Here is a 16,628-nt window from a genome sequence, read left to right as displayed (position 1 = left end):
CTCGTTGCTTGCTGCGATCAGCGAAGCCTTGCATTGTAGCCTGTTTTTATCAGACTCAAATCAAAGTTTGAAACTTTTTGTCAGGACCCAAAGGATCTTGACAAAAAGAAAAAGCCTTGCGGCTTTTTCTTTGATTTGGCGGAAACGGAGGGATTCGAACCCTCGATGAGGCTCTACACCCCATACTCCCTTAGCAGGGGAGCACCTTCGGCCACTCGGTCACGTTTCCGGAATGACGCTATTGTAAACAGCTTTTTTGATCGTTTTTGGAAAGTTGCGAAAATTATTCGCTTTTGTCCAAACCAAAGGCAGTGTGCAGGGAACGCACAGCCAGCTCCAGGTACTTCTCGTCGATCACGACGGAGGTCTTGATCTCGGAAGTCGAGATCATCTGAATGTTCACGCCTTCCTTGCTCAGGGCGCGGAACATGGTGGAGGCCACGCCCACATGGCTGCGCATGCCGATGCCGACGATGCTGACCTTGGCGATATTGGGATTGCCCACCACTTCGGAAGCGCCCAGCGCAGGAACGACGCTTTCACGCAGCAGCTCGATGGCGCGCTGGTAGTCGCCCTGGCTCACGGTGAAGCTGAAGTCGGTCTTGCCGTCCTTGGAGATGTTCTGGATGATCACATCGACTTCGATGTTGGCATCAGCCACGGGGCCCAGGATGGCAGCAGCCACGCCGGGGGTATCAGGCACGCCCAGCACGGAGATCTTGGCCTCGCCACGGTTGAAAGCGATGCCGGATACGACAGCCTTTTCCATTTTTTCGTCTTCCTCAAAAGTAATCAGCGTGCCGGACTTGGCTTCTTCTTCCAGATCGATATCCCAGGGCGTGAAGCTGGACAGCACGCGCATGGGTACCTTGTACTTGCCTGCAAACTCCACGGAACGGATTTGCAGCACCTTGGAGCCCAGGCTGGCCATTTCCAGCATTTCCTCGAAGCTCACCGTGCCCAGGCGCTTGGCAGCAGGCACCACACGAGGATCGGTGGTGTAGACGCCATCGACATCGGTATAGATCAGGCATTCGGCAGCCTTCAGGGCGGCAGCCACGGCCACAGCAGAAGTGTCGGAGCCGCCACGTCCCAGCGTGGTGATATTGCCTTCGGGATCGATACCCTGGAAGCCGGTCACGATCACGACACGACCTGCCTCGAGGTCGGCGCGCACGCGCTTGTCGTCGATGGACTCGATGCGAGCCTTGGTGTAGCTGCTATCGGTGCGCACGGGCACTTGCCAGCCCGCATAGCTGACGGATTCCATGCCTTCGGCCTGCAGCGCAATGGCCAGCAGCGCCGAGGATGCCTGCTCGCCAGTGGCGGCCAGCATATCAAGCTCACGATAGTACGAACTCTTGGCGTGGCTGGGAGCCAGTTCGCTGGCCAGACCCAGCAAACGGTTGGTTTCGCCACTCATGGCGCTGGGCACAACCACCAACTGGTGACCTGCCCGAGCCCATTTGGCCACACGCTTGGCGACGTTGCGGATGCGCTCTGTCGAGCCCATCGAGGTGCCGCCGTATTTATGAACGATCAGTGCCATTGGATACTAAAGGGTGACGAAACAGCAGCCACGGCGCAGATCACAAAGGTTTTGGCGCGCCGGCGGTTTTCGTACAGGTAAAAAAACCAAAACCTAGGAATTGTACCAACCGAGACTTGCCCCCTGGCGCTCCACAAAACCTCGCCCCACCTTGATATGGATGCGGTGCCCTCGCGTAGTGCAAACGCCGAGCTGCGCCATGAGTTGCGCAAGCTGCGCCGCCGTCGGCGTGGTGTCATGTGCGACACGCAGCCAATAGCGCAGAACATTGCCCAGACGTGCCTCACTCAAACACTGCAGCGCCTTGATGGCTGGCGGCAGCCCCACCATCTGCAGGTCTGCCGCCGCCTGCTCATCCAGCAGCTCGGATGCCTGGGCGCAATGGGCGCTGCTGCGTGCAAACGTGCTGCGAAACTGCGGAAAGACCTGCTCCAGCACCGGCAGCAGCTGAGCCCGGATGCGATTGCGCGTGTAGCCCGGATCGGCATTCGTCGGATCCTCGACCCAGCTCAAATCCCTGAGCCGCAACCAGTCTCGCAGCGCCTGGCCCGGCACCGCCAGCAAGGGTCTGAACCACTCCAGCCCCGCTCTTTGCCAATGCCCTGGCATGGCCGCCAGACCGGCCACACCAGCACCGCGCGAAAGCGCCAGCAACAAGGTCTCGACCTGATCATCGGCATGCTGGGCCAGCGCCATGGAGCACACCGCATCCAGCGCTGCACCCTGCGCATCGAACCAGGGCTGCCGGGCTGCCTGAATCAAGGCCGCATAACGCCCCTGACGCGCCGCATCTTCGGGGCTTTGCCCCTGTACATTGTGCGCATCGATGGCGCAGACCTTGAGTGCGATGCCGAGCCGGGCACACAGTTGCTCGCAGTGCTGCTGAAAACCATCAGCCGCAGACTGCAAACCATGATGCACATGAATCGCCCTCACCTGCCCAGGCCAGCGCACATGACAGGCCAGCAACAAGGCAGATGAATCCGCGCCACCACTGAAAGCCACCGCCAGCGGCAGCGGCGGCTTGAAGCCCGCGATTGCAGCATCAACCAGAGCTGCCGAGACACTCAACAAGTCAGCATCGGACTTGATTTGCATTGCAAACAGCCTTCCAATTCATAATTCAATAGCAGGCAGCGCTTGCTTTATAAGGGTTTGAAGCATATTTCATTCAAAAGCCATCAAGGTCGACCGCAAAAAAAATGGCTCCCGAAGGAGCCATTGTGCGCAAGCCGCAAGCAAGCAGTTGCTTAGCGGTTGTCTGCCTTGGTGTCAGCAAACTTGCCATAGCTCTGAATGCGCTCGTAGCGACGATCCTGCAGCTCCTTGGGCTTGAGATCCGACAACTGACGCAGGGCATCACCCAGTGCACGCTTGAGGAATGCCCCCATTTGCTTGGTGTCGCGGTGAGCGCCACCCACGGGTTCGTTGACGATCTTGTCGACCAGGCCCAGTGCCTTCAGGCGGTGAGCCGTGATACCCATGGCATCAGCCGCTTCTTGCGCCTTTTCACCCGTCTTCCACAGAATGGAAGCACAGCCTTCGGGGCTGATCACCGAGTACACGGAGTACTGCAGCATCAGCACCTGGTCAGCCACGGCAATGGCCAGCGCACCGCCCGAGCCACCTTCACCGATGATGGTGGTGATGATGGGGGTCTGCAGCTGGGACATCTCGTAGATGTTGCGACCGATGGCTTCGGACTGGCCACGCTCCTCGGCATCGATGCCGGGGAAGGCGCCGGGCGTGTCCACAAACGTGAACACGGGCAGCTTGAACTTCTCGGCCGTCTTCATCAGACGCAGAGCCTTGCGATAGCCCTCGGGGCGCGTCATGCCGAAGTTGCGCAGCGTGCGCTCCTTGGTATCGCGGCCCTTTTGATGACCGATCACCATGCAGGGCTGGCCGTTGAAACGCGCCAGGCCGCCGATGATGGACTGGTCATCCGCAAAATGTCGGTCGCCGTGCATTTCGACAAAGTCGGTAAAGCACTCGCGTACATAGTCGAGCGTATAGGGACGCTCGGTATGACGGGCAATCTTGGTGATCTGCCAGGGGGTCAGGTCGCTGTAGATGTCCTTGGTCAGCTGCAGGCTTTTCTTGCTGAGCTGATCGATCTCTTCCGAGATATCTACTGCGCTTTCAGTCTGCACATAGCGCAGTTCTTCGATTTTGGATTCGAGCTCTGCAATGGGCTGCTCAAAATCCAGAAAGTTCTTTTTCGCCAACGTATTTCTCCTTGTGCCAGCCTGTTGCAATCCTTGCAATCGGCCAGTGGACAGATGTCATCAAGCCACAGGCTGCGCCTCGAGCGAGCGCCAAATATACCAAGTTGCAACCGTACACCACGGTTTCCAAGCCTCGGCAACTTCACGGGCATCGCTGCGACTGACAGGATCACCCGAAAAATGATTGAGAGAGATGCCCTGTATCAAGCCGGCATCATCCAGAGGCAGCACATTGGGCCGCCCCAGACAGTAAATCAGAAAATTCTCAGCCGTCCAGCGGCTGAGACCGCGTATGGACATCAGCTCGGCAATGATGACCTCATCGCTCATCTGGTCCCATTCATCCATGTGCAGGCGATGCTCGGTGAAGTGCAGCGCCAGATCGACCAGATAGTCCACCTTGCGGGCCGACAGCCCCAGCGCACGCATATCGTCCACCTTGAGCCTGAGCACCTGCTCGGGCTGCATGGCAGCAGGCAGCCTGGCGAACTTGTTCCACAGCGTCTTGGCGGACTTCGCCGAAATCTGCTGGCCGATGATGGAGCGGGCCAATGTGGCAAAGGCCTGTTCCTGCCCGCAAGGCAGCAGCGCCTGGCTGCCGAGTTGCGGAATCAGGCGCTTGAGCACACGATCGCGGCGCATGAGCTGGCGGCAGGCCTCGGCCCAATAGGCGGGCACGCCATCGGGCAGATCCAGATGGATCTTGGGAGCCGCCGCCTTGGGCGCGACGGCCTGCTTTGCAGTTGTACCGGCAGGCTGAGCAATGGCTGCCGCCCCCAAAGGCGCTACAGGCAAAGGCGCAGCCGGCCCCATGGGCACGGGCAGATCGGCAACCAGCGGCAGCTGCTCGAACTCCATGGTGTCCAGATGCTTGGCCGCGCTCATGCACGTCCCTTCGCACTGCTCACACAGTTGATGGAATATTGCATGCAGCCTCAGCCCTTGGCGGCCGATTCCCAGGTCGTACCCGCGGCAGAGTCCTTGAGGACAATGCCCTGCTCGAGCAGTTCCTTGCGGATGCGGTCGGCCTCGGCCCAGTTCTTGGCAGCCTTGGCCTCTGCGCGCGCGGCAATCTGCGCTTCGATCGCGGCCGCGTCCACACCTTCGGCACCGGCCTGCAGAAACTTCTGAGGTTCGGCCTGCAGCAGACCCAGGCAGGCCCCCAGGGCCTTGAGCAAGCCCGCCACTTCGGGCGACTTGCTGCGGTTGACTTCAGCGGCCAGCTCGAACAGCACAGCCACTGCCTCGGGCGTGCCGAAGTCTTCATCCATCGCCGCCTTGAAGCGGGCGGCGTAGGAGTTGCCCCAGTCGATCTGCACCTCGGCGGGCGCCACCAGATCCAGAGCGGTATAGAGGCGCTTGAGCGCACCGCGCGCATCATCGAGATGCACGTTGGAATAGTTCAGCGGGCTGCGGTAGTGACTGCGCACGACGAAGAAACGGATGGTCTCGGCGTCGTATTCCTTGAGCACGTCGCGGATGGTGAAGAAGTTGCCCAGCGACTTGGACATCTTCTCGTTGTCGACGTTGATGAAGCCGTTGTGCATCCAGGTCTGGGCAAACGGCTTGCCGGTCGCACCTTCGCTCTGGGCAATCTCGTTCTCGTGGTGAGGAAATTGCAGATCTGCACCACCGCCATGGATGTCAAAGCTCTCGCCCAGCAATTCGCAGCCCATGGCCGAGCATTCGATATGCCAGCCAGGTCGACCTTCACCAAACGGACTTTGCCATTTCACATCGGCCGGCTCATCGGCCTTGGCCGACTTCCACAGCACAAAGTCCAGCGGGTCATGCTTGCCGTCCGCCACAGCCACGCGCTCACCGGCGTTGAGCTCGTCCAGCGACTTGCCCGAGAGCTTGCCGTAGCCTGGAAACTTGCGCACGGCGTAGTTCACATCGCCATTGCCGGCCTGATAGGCCAGGCCCTTGCCCTGCAGCTGGGCGATCATGCCCAGCATCTGCGGCACGTATTCGGTGGCGCGCGGCTCCAGCGTGGGGCGCTCGATACCCAGCGCATCCGCATCCTGGTGCAGCGCATCGATCATGCGATCGGTGAGGCTGCGTATGGTCTCGCCGTTTTCCACCGCACGTCGGATGATCTTGTCATCGATGTCGGTGATGTTGCGCACATAGGTCACCTTGTAGCCGCTGGCGCGCAGCCAGCGCTGCACCACGTCGAAAGCCACCATGGAGCGCGCATGGCCCAGGTGGCAGAGGTCATAGACGGTCATGCCACAGACGTACATACGCACATGGCCCGGCTCCAGCGGCGAAAACGATTCCAGTGCACGCGACAGCGTGTTGTAGATACGCAAACTCATGAATCTTGAAATAGGGAGAGAGGGTGGCGAGCAGCAGCACTGGTCATGCCTGCGATGCATAAACCGTGCCTGCCATTCCCTGAGGCTGAAAAATGCGCACTAGCATCCAGACACATCCCGGTCCGGCCAGACGCCTAAGCGCTGCACACCCCTCAGCTACAATTCCCCGCAGTATAAGCTCCCGCCGCAGCGCAGTTTTGCGGCGCCATGAAAGCACCTACATGCCTGTACGCAACTTGTTCAGTACCGCAGCGCGTGCGGCAGCCCTGGCTGCCTTGCTCGCTGCAGGTAGCGCCTACGCCGACGATTACACGGATGTTGCCCAGTTGCTCAAAAGCGGCAAGACGCAGCAGGCGCTGCAAAAAGCGGACACCTATCTGGCCAAGAATTCACGCGACCCGCAAATGCGTTTTCTGCGCGGCATTGCGCTGAGCAATGACGGCAAGACCGAGGACGCGATTGCAGCGTTTCGCCAGCTGACCGAGGACTATCCCGAGCTGCCCGAGCCCTATAACAACCTGGCCGTGATCTATGCCCGCCAGGGCGATCTGGATCGCGCCCGCGCCGCTCTTGAAGCTGCCGTGCGCAACAACCCGAACTATGCCGTGGCGCACGAGAACCTGGGCGATATCTATGCCCGCCTGGCCTATCAGTCCTATGCGCAGTCCCTGGCCAAGGGCGGCCGCCCCGCAGCCCTGAACCCCAAGCTCAAGCAGCTCAAGGACTTGCTGCAGCCTGCGGCCTCTCTCGCAACGCCTGCCCCGGCCCAGCCTGCACAGCGCTGAAACGGTTTTTTGCCATCGCCGCCCTCTTGTGAAGCAGGCCGGCGCCCTCAGCTGCCTCAAGCCGGTTTTTTGCAGCCGCTATCCAGCGGCCCTGCCCAAGGCCCACTTACCCAGGAATATGACCATGCTGAATTTCCGTCGAAACAGCCTTAAAGCCCTGTCTGCCATTGCGCTGACAGTCACTGTTTTTGCAACCCCCGGCCTGGCCCAGGCGCAATCCAAGGTGCAGCTCAAGACCAGCATGGGCGATATCGTGGTCGAGCTCAACGATGCCAAGGCGCCCAAGAGCGCCGCCAATTTTCTGCAATATGTGCGCGACAAGCACTATGACGGCACGGTGTTCCACCGCGTCATCGACGGCTTCATGATCCAGGGCGGCGGCATGGACGCCGATCTGAACGAAAAACCCACACGCGCCCCGATTCCGCTGGAAGCCAGCAACGGCCTCAAGAACGACCGCGGCACGATTGCCATGGCGCGCACCGGCAACCCCAATTCCGCCACCTCGCAGTTCTTCATCAATGTGGTGAACAACGACATGCTCAACGCCCCCAAGCCCGACGGCCATGGCTATACCGTCTTCGGCAAGGTCATCAAGGGCATGGATGTGGTGGACAAAATCCGCGCCGTGGCTACGGGCAACCGTGGCATGCACCAGAATGTGCCTACGACGCCGGTAACAATCCTCTCCGCCACCGAAATCAAGTGAACAACCGGGCGGCGCTGCCCAAGCCGGGCCGCACCCGCCTCTTTACTCCATCCTCTAGAAAGCACAGACATGAGCAATCCCCAAGTCGAACTGCACGTGACCATCAACGTGGCTGACACCGCAACCCAGGGCGTGATCACCCTGGAGCTGGACGCCGTGAACGCGCCCAAGTCCACCGAGAACTTCCTGAACTACGTGAACCAGGGCTTCTACAACGGCACCATCTTCCACCGCGTGATCAAGAACTTCATGATCCAGGGTGGCGGTTTTGCAGCCGACATGAAGCAAAAGGAAACCGCTGCTCCCATCGAGAACGAAGCCAAGAACGGCCTGAAGAACGACAAATACACCATTGCCATGGCTCGCACCAGCGATCCTCACAGCGCAACCGCCCAGTTCTTCATCAACACCGTGGACAACGGCTTCCTGAACCACACCGCTCCCAACGGCCAGGGCTGGGGCTATGCCGTGTTCGGCAAGGTGGTCAAGGGTGAGGAAGTCGTGGACGCCATCAAGAAGGTGCGCACCACCCGCAAGGGCTTCCACGACGACGTGCCTTTCGACGCCGTGGTGATCGACAAGGCGATCGCGATCTAACCCCCTGAGGCGCTGCGCGCCTTCCCCCAAGGGGGACGACGGCCTCGCTGCGAGGCGGCTCTTGCTTGCCGCCTCTCGCTCGGGGCCGTTATTGTTTTCAGGCTGCCCACCATCATCACATGACTGAATCTTCAGATCCCCGCACGACGGCTCCTCAGGTGGCGCAGCTGCAAGGCGCACCCGGCTGGCGAGCCATCGACTTTATTTCCGATCTGCATCTGCAGCCGTCCGAGCCGCAGACGGTCGAAGCCTGGCGAGACTATCTGGCACGCAGCACGGCCGATGCCATCTTCATCCTCGGCGATCTGTTTGAAGTCTGGGTCGGTGACGATGCACTCGATGAAACCGGCAGCTTCGAAGCCGAATGCGCAGCCGTGCTGCGCGAGGCGGCACAGCAGCGCCCGCTGTTCTTCATGGTCGGCAACCGCGACTTTTTGGCCGGTGACGAATTTCTGCGCCGAAGCGGCATGACCGGCCTTTCCGACCCCACGGTGCTGCGCTGGGCAGGCACCAGCATCCTGCTCAGCCATGGCGATGCGCTGTGCCTTGACGATGTGGATTACCAGCAATTCCGCGCTGTTTCGCGCTCCGCCGCCTGGCAGCAGCAACTGCTGGCCCAGCCCCTGGCCGTGCGCCGCGCGATCGGCAAATCGGCACGCAGCGAAAGCGAGCAACGCAAGCAAAGCGGCGCTCCCTACGCAGATGCCGACGCGCAGATGAGCAGCACCTGGATGCAGGCCGCGCAAGCGCCCTGGCTGATTCACGGCCATACTCATCAGCCCGCCGATCACGCACTGGGCGGGCAGCAGTGGCGCATCGTGCTCAGCGACTGGCATATCGATGCCGATACACGGCGCGCCGAGGTGCTGCGCGTGACGCCCGAAGGCTGGCAGCGCATGCCGCCCGATCTGGCCTGACGCGCTGACCAGCTATCGCTATCGCATTGAGAGCTTGTTACGCAGGCCATTCATAGATTTCAGGTTGAAAACTATCCAAGTTCTATGAATAGCAGGCGCTAGCAGCTATCAAATTTGCCGATCCGACAGACACAAAAAAGCCCGCTGCCCACATGGCCAAGGCACCGGGCTTCGGGATTCGCGGCCGGATACCAGCTGCAGCTATCTCATTGAGAGCTTGTTGCACAGACCATTCATAGATTTCAGATTGAAAACTATCCAAGTTCTATGAATAACAGGCGCAAGCAGCTATCAAATTTGCTGAACCGACAGACACGAAAAATCCCGCTGCCCATATAGCCAAGGCACCGGGCTTTGGGGTTGGCGGCTGGATACCAGCTGCAGCTATCTCATTGAGAGCTTATTGCGCAGACCATTCATAGATTTCAGATTGAAAACTATCCAAGTTCTATGAATATCAGGCGCTAGCAGCTATCAAATTTGCCGAACCGACAGACACGAAAAAGCCCGCTGCCCATATAGCCAAGGCACCGGGCTTTGGGGTTGGCGGCCGGCTCTCAGGCCGAGATGGCGCAAGCCGAGCCTGCCTGCTTGCGCAGCTCGAACTTCTGGATCTTGCCCGTGCTGGTCTTGGGCAGCTCCCCGAACACCACGGCGCGCGGCACCTTGTAGCCGGCCAGATGCTTTTTGCAGTGGGCAATGATGTCCTCCGCCGTGGTTTCGGCTCCGGCCTTGAGCTCGATAAAGGCGCAGGGCGTCTCGCCCCATTTGGGGTCGGGCTTGGCCACCACGGCCGCAGCCAGCACGGCAGGGTGGCGATAGAGCACATCCTCCACCTCAATGGAGGAGATGTTCTCGCCGCCCGAGATGATGATGTCCTTGCTGCGGTCCTTGATCTGGATATAGCCGTCGGGATGCTGCACCGCCAGGTCGCCGCTGTGGAACCAGCCGCCGCGGAAGGCCTCCTGCGTCGCCTGCGGGTTCTTGAGATAGCCCTTCATGGCGATATTGCCCTGGAACATGATCTCCCCCATGGTCTGGCCGTCGCGCGGAACGGGCTGCATGGTTTCCGGGTCCAGCACGGCCGCAGAGCGCTGCAGGTGATAGCGCACGCCCTGGCGCGAGTTCAGGCGGGCGCGCTCGCCGATATCGAGTGCATCCCAGCTTTCATGCTTGGCGCAGACCGTGGCCGGCCCATAGGTTTCGGTCAGGCCGTAGACATGGGTGATGTCAAAGCCCATGGCCTCCATGCCCTCGATCATCGATGCGGGCGGCGCGGCCCCTGCCACCATGGCCTTGACGCCCGCGGGCACGCCCTGCTTCATGGCAGCCGGCGCATTCACCAGCAGGCTGTGCACAATGGGCGCGCCGCAGTAATGGGTCACGCCATGGTTGCGGATGGCGTCAAAGATCGCCTGCGCATCCACCCGGCGCAGGCAGACGTTGACCGCCGCGCGCGCCGCCACCGTCCAGGGAAAGCACCAGCCGTTGCAATGAAACATGGGCAGCGTCCACAGATAGACGGCGTGCTTGGGCATGTCCCACTCCAGCACATTGCTGATGGCATTGTTGTGCGCGCCGCGGTGGTGGTAGACCACGCCCTTGGGGTTGCCGGTGGTGCCACTGGTGTAGTTCAGCGCAATCGCATCCCATTCGTCGCCGGGCCACTGCCAGTCGAAACCGGCATCGCCCTGGGCCACAAAGCCCTCGTAGTCGATGGCACCGATCTGCTCGGCCGCCTCGCCATAGACGCTGTCCTCGACCTGGATCACATAGATGGGTTCTGTGCCCTTGCGCAATTGGAGTGCCCTGGCCATCAAGGCCGCAAACTCGGGGTCCACGATCAAGGCCTTGGCTTCGCCGTGATCCAGCATGAATGCCAGGGTCTCGGCATCGAGCCGGGTATTGAGCGTGTTGAGCACGGCACCGGCCATGGGCACGCCAAAGTGCGCCTCCACCATGGGTGGCGTATTGGGCAGCATCACGGCCACGGTGTCGTTCTTGCCAATGCCGATTTTCTGCAGGCTGCTGGCCAGCTGGCGGCAACGCGCATAGGTTTGTGCCCAGCTCTGGCGCAAGTCGCCATGAACAATGGCCAGGCGCTCGGGGTAGACCTCGGCCGTGCGGGCAATAAAGCCCAGCGGCGTCAGCGCGGCGTAGTTGGCGGTATTCGGTGCAAGGTTCAGATCGAAAGAACTTGTCATATTTGTCTCCTGAGCGTTTTGTACCCCAGCATCGGTCACGCCAGGCTTACAACCGAGCGCCATACAGGCCTGTTGTGATCGGGATCAAGCAGCTGCGCCCGAAATGGCCGCACCGCGCCGGCAAACCTGCATGCGACATGCGCAGACAAACCAGAGCAATGCAAAAGGTCATTCAGCGAGACAGTACTTTCAACAGCTTCTGAAAATCAATAAATTCATTTGAAATCAACCACATGAAATCCAATTAAAAAATCTCCTCATTCCCCAGGCAGGGCCAACTCATGCAAGTCATCTATAAGACATCATTTATCTGACAGACCAATCACCAGGACTTCGAATCGCTTTTAGAATGCGCACATGTTTTGAGGACATGACTGCCTGCACTGGCAGTGCAAGACCGGCATCCCTGCCCGCACGGAGCCGGTCGCAAGCCTCAAGACTGTGTGGCGGAGGAGACGTTTTAGAGGAGAGCCTGGCAATGATCCAGGCATCAGGAGACCTGAGCCTGCACCCATGGGTGCAGGCTTTTTTTTTGCCCGCCCGCACATTCCTGCCGCGCCATCGGCGTTTGCCGAAAAAGGCAGAATACGCGGGTGGCCATTCCCCAATCATTCATCCAAGAGTTGCTCTCCCGCGTCGACGTCGTCGACATCGTGGGCCGCTATGTACAGCTCAAAAAGGGCGGCGCCAACTTCATGGGCCTATGCCCTTTCCATAGCGAAAAGTCGCCCTCTTTCACGGTCAGCCCCAGCAAGCAGTTTTTCCACTGCTTTGGCTGCGGCAAGAATGGCAATGCCATCGGCTTTCTGATGGAGCATGCCGGCATGGGCTTTGTCGAAGCCGTGCAGGAGCTGGCCAACCAATGCGGTCTGCAAGTGCCGCAGGACGACATCAGTCCTGCCGAGCGCCAGCGCCAGGCTCAGCAAAAGCAAAAAGCCGAGAGCCTGAGCGACCTTCTGGAAAAAGCCGGCGAGTCCTATTGCAAGCATCTCAGGGCCGCACCCAAGGCCATCGAGTATCTGAAAAAGCGCGGCGTCTCGGGAGAAGTCTCCAAGCGCTTCGGCCTGGGCTACGCCCCTGCAGGCTGGCATGGTCTGGCCAGCGTGTTCGCCGAGTACGACAACCCGCAGCTTGAAGAATGCGGACTGGTCATCGTGGGCGAGGACGACAGCCGCCGCTACGACCGCTTTCGCGACCGGCTGATGTTCCCGATTCGCAATGTCAAAGGCGAATGCATAGGCTTTGGCGGACGGGTGTTTGGCGATGAAAAGCCCAAATACCTGAACTCCCCCGAAACCCCGGTCTTCCACAAGGGCCGCGAACTCTACGGCCTTTACGAGGCCCGGCAGGCCCTGCGCGACATGGGCTACGCCCTGGTCACCGAGGGCTACATGGACGTGGTGGCGCTGGCCCAGCTGGGCTTTGCCAATGCCGTGGCCACGCTGGGAACGGCCTGCACGCCCGAGCATGTGCAAAAGCTGTTTCGCTTTACCGATGCCGTGGTCTTCAGCTTCGACGGCGACGGCGCGGGCCGGCGCGCCGCGCGCAAGGCGCTGGATGCGGCCCTGCCGCTGGCCACCGACACGCGCTCCATCAAATTCCTGTTCCTGCCTTCGGAGCATGACCCCGACAGCTTCATCCGCGAATTCGGCCCCGAGGCCTTCTCGCGCTATGTAGGCGACGCAACGCCGCTGAGCCGCTTTCTCATCGAATCGGCCAGTGAAGGCTGCGACCTGGGCCAGACAGAAGGCCGTGCCCACATGGCCAGCAACGCCCGGCCGCTGTGGTCGCTACTGCCCGACGGCGCACTCAAACGCCAGCTGCTCTCCGAAATCGCAGCCCTGGCCCAGCTGGACTCGCGCGACCTCTCCGATATCTGGGCGCAGGAAGCCGCACGCACCGCCCCCGCGGCCCGTCGCACCCCTCCTGCTGCCAGCCCTCAGGCGCCGGAATGGGATGCGCCGCCCGGCAACTGGGAAAGCGCTCCCGACTGGGCCGATGCTGCAGCACCGGCTCCCTCCTACCCGAGCCAGGGCGGCGGCAGCAACTGGTCGGGCCGCAAGGAATTCGGCCGCCAGCGCAAGCCCTGGGGCAAGAAGGGCGAGGACTGGAACCCACCGCAACTGGGCCCACGCCCCACGCCGGTCAGCCGCGAAGACCAGGCCGCACGCCTGCTGATGTGTCACATGGAGTTCATGGAAGAGATGACCCATGAGGATTTCGATGCCCTGGCACGCTGCAACCAAAGCCATGCGCCCTTGTTTCGCTGGCTGGAAGCCCAGTTCACCGAGTCCGGGCCGCGCTCCTGGGCAGTGCTGCGCGAGCAATTGCAAGGCTCGCCCTGCGAGCCGCTGGCCCAAAAGCTCATGAGCGGCGCCCATGCCAACCCCGAAGGCGAGGTGGACGAGTTGCGCAAGGAATTGCGCGGCACGCTCAATCTGATCCTGGTGGATCACCTCAAGCGCGAGGAGGCCCAGGCGCTCAAGGAGATCGCCACCGACCCCACGGCGGCAAGGCGTTACATAGAGTTTCAACAGCGGCGAAAAAATTTATCTGTAATTATTAGCTCCACCTCTTGACATCTTTAAAAAAGGTATAATTTAGAGGATACAGGCAAGAGCGACAGCAACACCTCCGACCCGGGCCCCGTGAAGAAATCACGTGATGGCAGCAACTGCATGGCCCATTTCTCGCAAGGATTGCATACCAAATGATCGCCCCAACATCTTGCCATGGAGTCTTTGTGCTCCACCGGACAGGCTAGGCCTGTTCTTGCGCCAGCTTTGATGGCGTTTGTTTGCATTTTCCGTTTTCCTTTGTGTGTTTGTGTGTGTTCGTACCGTGAGAGGTGTTCATGCCCGTTTCAAAGTCCGTGAAGTCCAAGCAGGCCCCAGAAGCTTCAGCAAAGCCTAAGACCTCTAAAACTTCCACTTCCGCAGCAGAGCCCGCGAAAAAGGCCAGTGCCAGCAAGCCTGCTGTGAAGAAGAGTGCTGCATCTGCAGCCGAAGCAAAGAAAGACACCACCGTGGTTACCAAGTCACAAGCCGAACTCAAAGCCATGGCCGATGCGCTGCTGGCGCAGGCAACTCCCAAGCGCGGCCGCAAGAAGGCCGAAGAAGACGACGACACAGCTGCCGCTCCTGCCGCCAAGAAGACCGTCGCCAAAAAGGCCCCTGCCGCCAAGAAGGCTGCCGCCGTCAAGGCCCCCGCTGCCAGCGCCGATGCCGACAAGGCCCCCGCCAAGCGCGGCCGCAAGCCCAAGGCCAAGGAAGCCGGCGAGGACATGGATGATGCAGACCTGTCGGATATCGACAGCGATCTGGAAGGCGAAGTCGAAGAGGAGGCATCGACCGAAGCGTCTGCTGCTCCTGCCGAAAAGGCCAAGCCTCTGCGCATGAAGATCAGCAAGGCGAAGGAACGCGCCTTGATGAAGGAATTCGGCCTGGACGAGACCGTTCTGACCGAAGAAGAAATGAACACCCGCCGTCAGCGTCTGAAGATGCTGATCAAGCTGGGCAAGACCCGCGGCTACCTGACCCACGCCGAAATCAACGACCACCTGCCCGACAAGCTGGTCGATGCCGAAACGCTGGAAGTCGTGATCTCCATGTTGAACGACATGGGCGTGGCCGTGTACGAGCAGACTCCCGATGCGGAAACCCTGCTGCTGAACAACACCGGCCAGTCGGCGACCACCGAAGAGGAAGCGGAAGAAGAGGCCGAAGCGGCTCTGTCCACCGTGGACTCCGAATTCGGCCGCACCACCGACCCCGTGCGCATGTACATGCGTGAAATGGGCACCGTCGAACTGCTGACACGCGAAGGCGAAATCGAAATCGCCAAGCGCATCGAAGGCGGTCTGATGGACATGATGGAAGCCATCTCGGCCTCCCCCGCGACCATCGCCGAAATCCTCAACATGGCCGAGGAGATCCGCGAAGGCAAGGTTGTCATCTCCACCGTGGTGGACGGCTTCGTCAATGCCAACGAGAACGACGACTATGTGGCCGAGGAAGACTTCGACGAATACGACGAAGAAGACGACGATGACGGCAAGGGAGGCTCCAAGGCCCTGACCAAGAAGCTCGAAGAGCTGAAGAACGAAGCCCTGGGTCGCTTTGACTCCATGCGCGAGCTCTTCGACAAGATGCACAAGGTGTATGACAAGGAAGGCTACGGCACCGAGGCATACATGAAGGTGCAAAAGGCCATCACCGAAGAGCTGATGACCATTCGCTTCACAGCCAAGACGATCGAGAAGCTCTGCGATCTGGTGCGCGCCCAGGTGGACGACGTGCGCAAGAAGGAACGCGAGCTGCGCAAGATCATCGTGGACAAGTGCGGCATGCCGCAGGAGCAGTTCATCAAGGACTTCCCGCCCAACCTGCTGAACCTGGACTGGGTCATCAAGCAAGTGGCGGCAGGCAAGAACTACAGCGCCGTGCTGGAGCGCAATATTCCGCCCGTGCAGGAGCTGCAGCAGAACCTGATCGACCTGCAGGCCCGCGTGGTTGTGCCTCTGGAAGAGCTCAAGCACATCAACAAGCGCATGAACAGCGGCGAGCGCGCCAGCCGTGACGCCAAGAAGGAAATGATTGAGGCCAACCTGCGTCTCGTGATCTCCATCGCCAAGAAGTACACCAACCGCGGTCTGCAATTCCTGGATCTGATCCAGGAAGGCAATATCGGCCTGATGAAGGCCGTGGACAAGTTCGAATACCGTCGCGGCTACAAGTTCTCGACCTATGCGACCTGGTGGATTCGTCAGGCCATCACGCGCTCCATCGCCGATCAGGCCCGCACGATCCGTATCCCGGTGCACATGATCGAGACCATCAACAAGATGAACCGCATCTCGCGCCAGCACTTGCAAGAGTTTGGTTTCGAGCCCGATGCGTCCATCCTGGCCGCCAAGATGGAGATCCCCGAGGACAAGATCCGCAAGATCATGAAGATCGCCAAGGAGCCGATCTCGATGGAAACCCCCATCGGCGACGACGACGATTCGCACCTGGGCGATTTCATCGAGGACGGTAACAACACCGCGCCTATCGACGCCGCCATGCAGGCCGGCCTGCGCGATGTGGTCAAGGACATCCTCGACGGCCTGACGCCTCGCGAAGCCAAGGTGCTGCGCATGCGCTTCGGTATCGAAATGTCCACCGACCACACGCTGGAAGAAGTCGGCAAGCAGTTTGACGTGACGCGCGAGCGTATCCGTCAGATCGAAGCCAAGGCGCTGCGCAAACTCAAGCACCCTTCGCGCTCCGACAAGCTGCGCAGCTTCATCGACTCGCTGTAAAGTCAGTCCGGCGAAC

12 protein-coding genes and 1 tRNA gene are annotated in these 16,628 nt (G+C 60.4%); 6 read left to right on the top strand and 7 right to left on the bottom strand.

Annotated elements, in window-relative coordinates; translation table 11 throughout:
• Positions 1–136: 136 nt before the first annotated feature.
• The 6 genes from P353_RS03860 to cysS form a co-directional block, all read right to left on the bottom strand.
• A tRNA-Ser gene (locus P353_RS03860) sits at positions 137–229 on the bottom strand.
• Between the two features lie 54 nt (positions 230–283).
• Positions 284–1,549 (bottom strand): aspartate kinase, encoded by a 1,266-nt coding sequence (locus P353_RS03855; protein ID WP_034365326.1) that lies wholly within the window; start codon positions 1,547–1,549, stop codon positions 284–286.
• Between the two features lie 93 nt (positions 1,550–1,642).
• On the bottom strand, positions 1,643–2,647 hold the full coding sequence (tilS, locus tag P353_RS03850) for a tRNA lysidine(34) synthetase TilS (RefSeq protein WP_034365322.1): 1,005 nt from the start codon (positions 2,645–2,647) through the stop codon (positions 1,643–1,645).
• A gap of 152 nt (positions 2,648–2,799) precedes the next feature.
• On the bottom strand, positions 2,800–3,777 hold the full coding sequence (locus tag P353_RS03845; RefSeq protein WP_034365320.1) for an acetyl-CoA carboxylase carboxyltransferase subunit alpha: 978 nt from the start codon (positions 3,775–3,777) through the stop codon (positions 2,800–2,802).
• 60 nt (positions 3,778–3,837) lie between these two features.
• Positions 3,838–4,662, bottom strand: coding sequence for a DNA-3-methyladenine glycosylase family protein (locus P353_RS03840; RefSeq protein ID WP_034365318.1), 825 nt, complete (start codon positions 4,660–4,662; stop codon positions 3,838–3,840).
• Positions 4,663–4,712: 50 nt separating this feature from the next.
• Positions 4,713–6,098 carry a cysteine--tRNA ligase gene (cysS, locus tag P353_RS03835; RefSeq protein ID WP_034365316.1) on the bottom strand — a complete coding sequence of 462 codons (1,386 nt, stop codon included), beginning with the start codon at positions 6,096–6,098 and terminating at the stop codon, positions 4,713–4,715.
• A gap of 221 nt (positions 6,099–6,319) precedes the next feature.
• On the opposite strand from cysS, the gene P353_RS03830 reads away from it, so the two are divergent.
• From P353_RS03830 to P353_RS03815, 4 genes are all read left to right on the top strand, one after another.
• Positions 6,320–6,883: a tetratricopeptide repeat protein gene (locus tag P353_RS03830; protein ID WP_003070694.1), complete on the top strand. Its 564-nt coding sequence runs from the start codon at positions 6,320–6,322 to the stop codon at positions 6,881–6,883.
• A gap of 124 nt (positions 6,884–7,007) precedes the next feature.
• Positions 7,008–7,592 (top strand): peptidylprolyl isomerase, encoded by a 585-nt coding sequence (locus P353_RS03825; RefSeq protein ID WP_034365566.1) that lies wholly within the window; start codon positions 7,008–7,010, stop codon positions 7,590–7,592.
• Positions 7,593–7,661: 69 nt separating this feature from the next.
• On the top strand, positions 7,662–8,189 hold the full coding sequence (locus P353_RS03820; RefSeq protein ID WP_034365314.1) for a peptidylprolyl isomerase: 528 nt from the start codon (positions 7,662–7,664) through the stop codon (positions 8,187–8,189).
• A 119-nt stretch (positions 8,190–8,308) separates the two neighbouring features.
• A complete protein-coding gene (locus P353_RS03815) occupies positions 8,309–9,106 on the top strand; it encodes a UDP-2,3-diacylglucosamine diphosphatase (protein ID WP_034365312.1) in 798 nt (265 codons plus the stop codon).
• 557 nt (positions 9,107–9,663) lie between these two features.
• Here the strand turns inward: P353_RS03815 and P353_RS03810 are convergent.
• Positions 9,664–11,310: an acyl-CoA synthetase gene (locus tag P353_RS03810; RefSeq protein WP_034365310.1), complete on the bottom strand. Its 1,647-nt coding sequence runs from the start codon at positions 11,308–11,310 to the stop codon at positions 9,664–9,666.
• 593 nt (positions 11,311–11,903) lie between these two features.
• On the opposite strand from P353_RS03810, the gene dnaG reads away from it, so the two are divergent.
• Together dnaG and rpoD are read left to right on the top strand one after the other, a co-directional pair.
• Positions 11,904–13,889, top strand: a complete 1,986-nt coding sequence (dnaG, locus tag P353_RS03805; protein WP_034365308.1) for a DNA primase — start codon at positions 11,904–11,906, stop codon at positions 13,887–13,889.
• Positions 13,890–14,164: 275 nt separating this feature from the next.
• The gene (rpoD, locus tag P353_RS03800) at positions 14,165–16,612 is read left to right on the top strand and encodes an RNA polymerase sigma factor RpoD (RefSeq protein ID WP_034365562.1); all 2,448 of its coding nucleotides are present in this window, start codon (positions 14,165–14,167) and stop codon (positions 16,610–16,612) included.
• The last annotated feature ends 16 nt before the right edge of the window (positions 16,613–16,628 follow it).

The organism is Comamonas testosteroni (assembly GCF_000761245.1).
GTDB classification, from domain to species: Bacteria; Pseudomonadota; Gammaproteobacteria; order Burkholderiales; family Burkholderiaceae_C; genus Comamonas; species Comamonas testosteroni_C.
The sequence above is the reverse complement of the archived record's forward strand: the minus strand, read 5'-3'. Positions and strand labels throughout refer to the sequence as shown.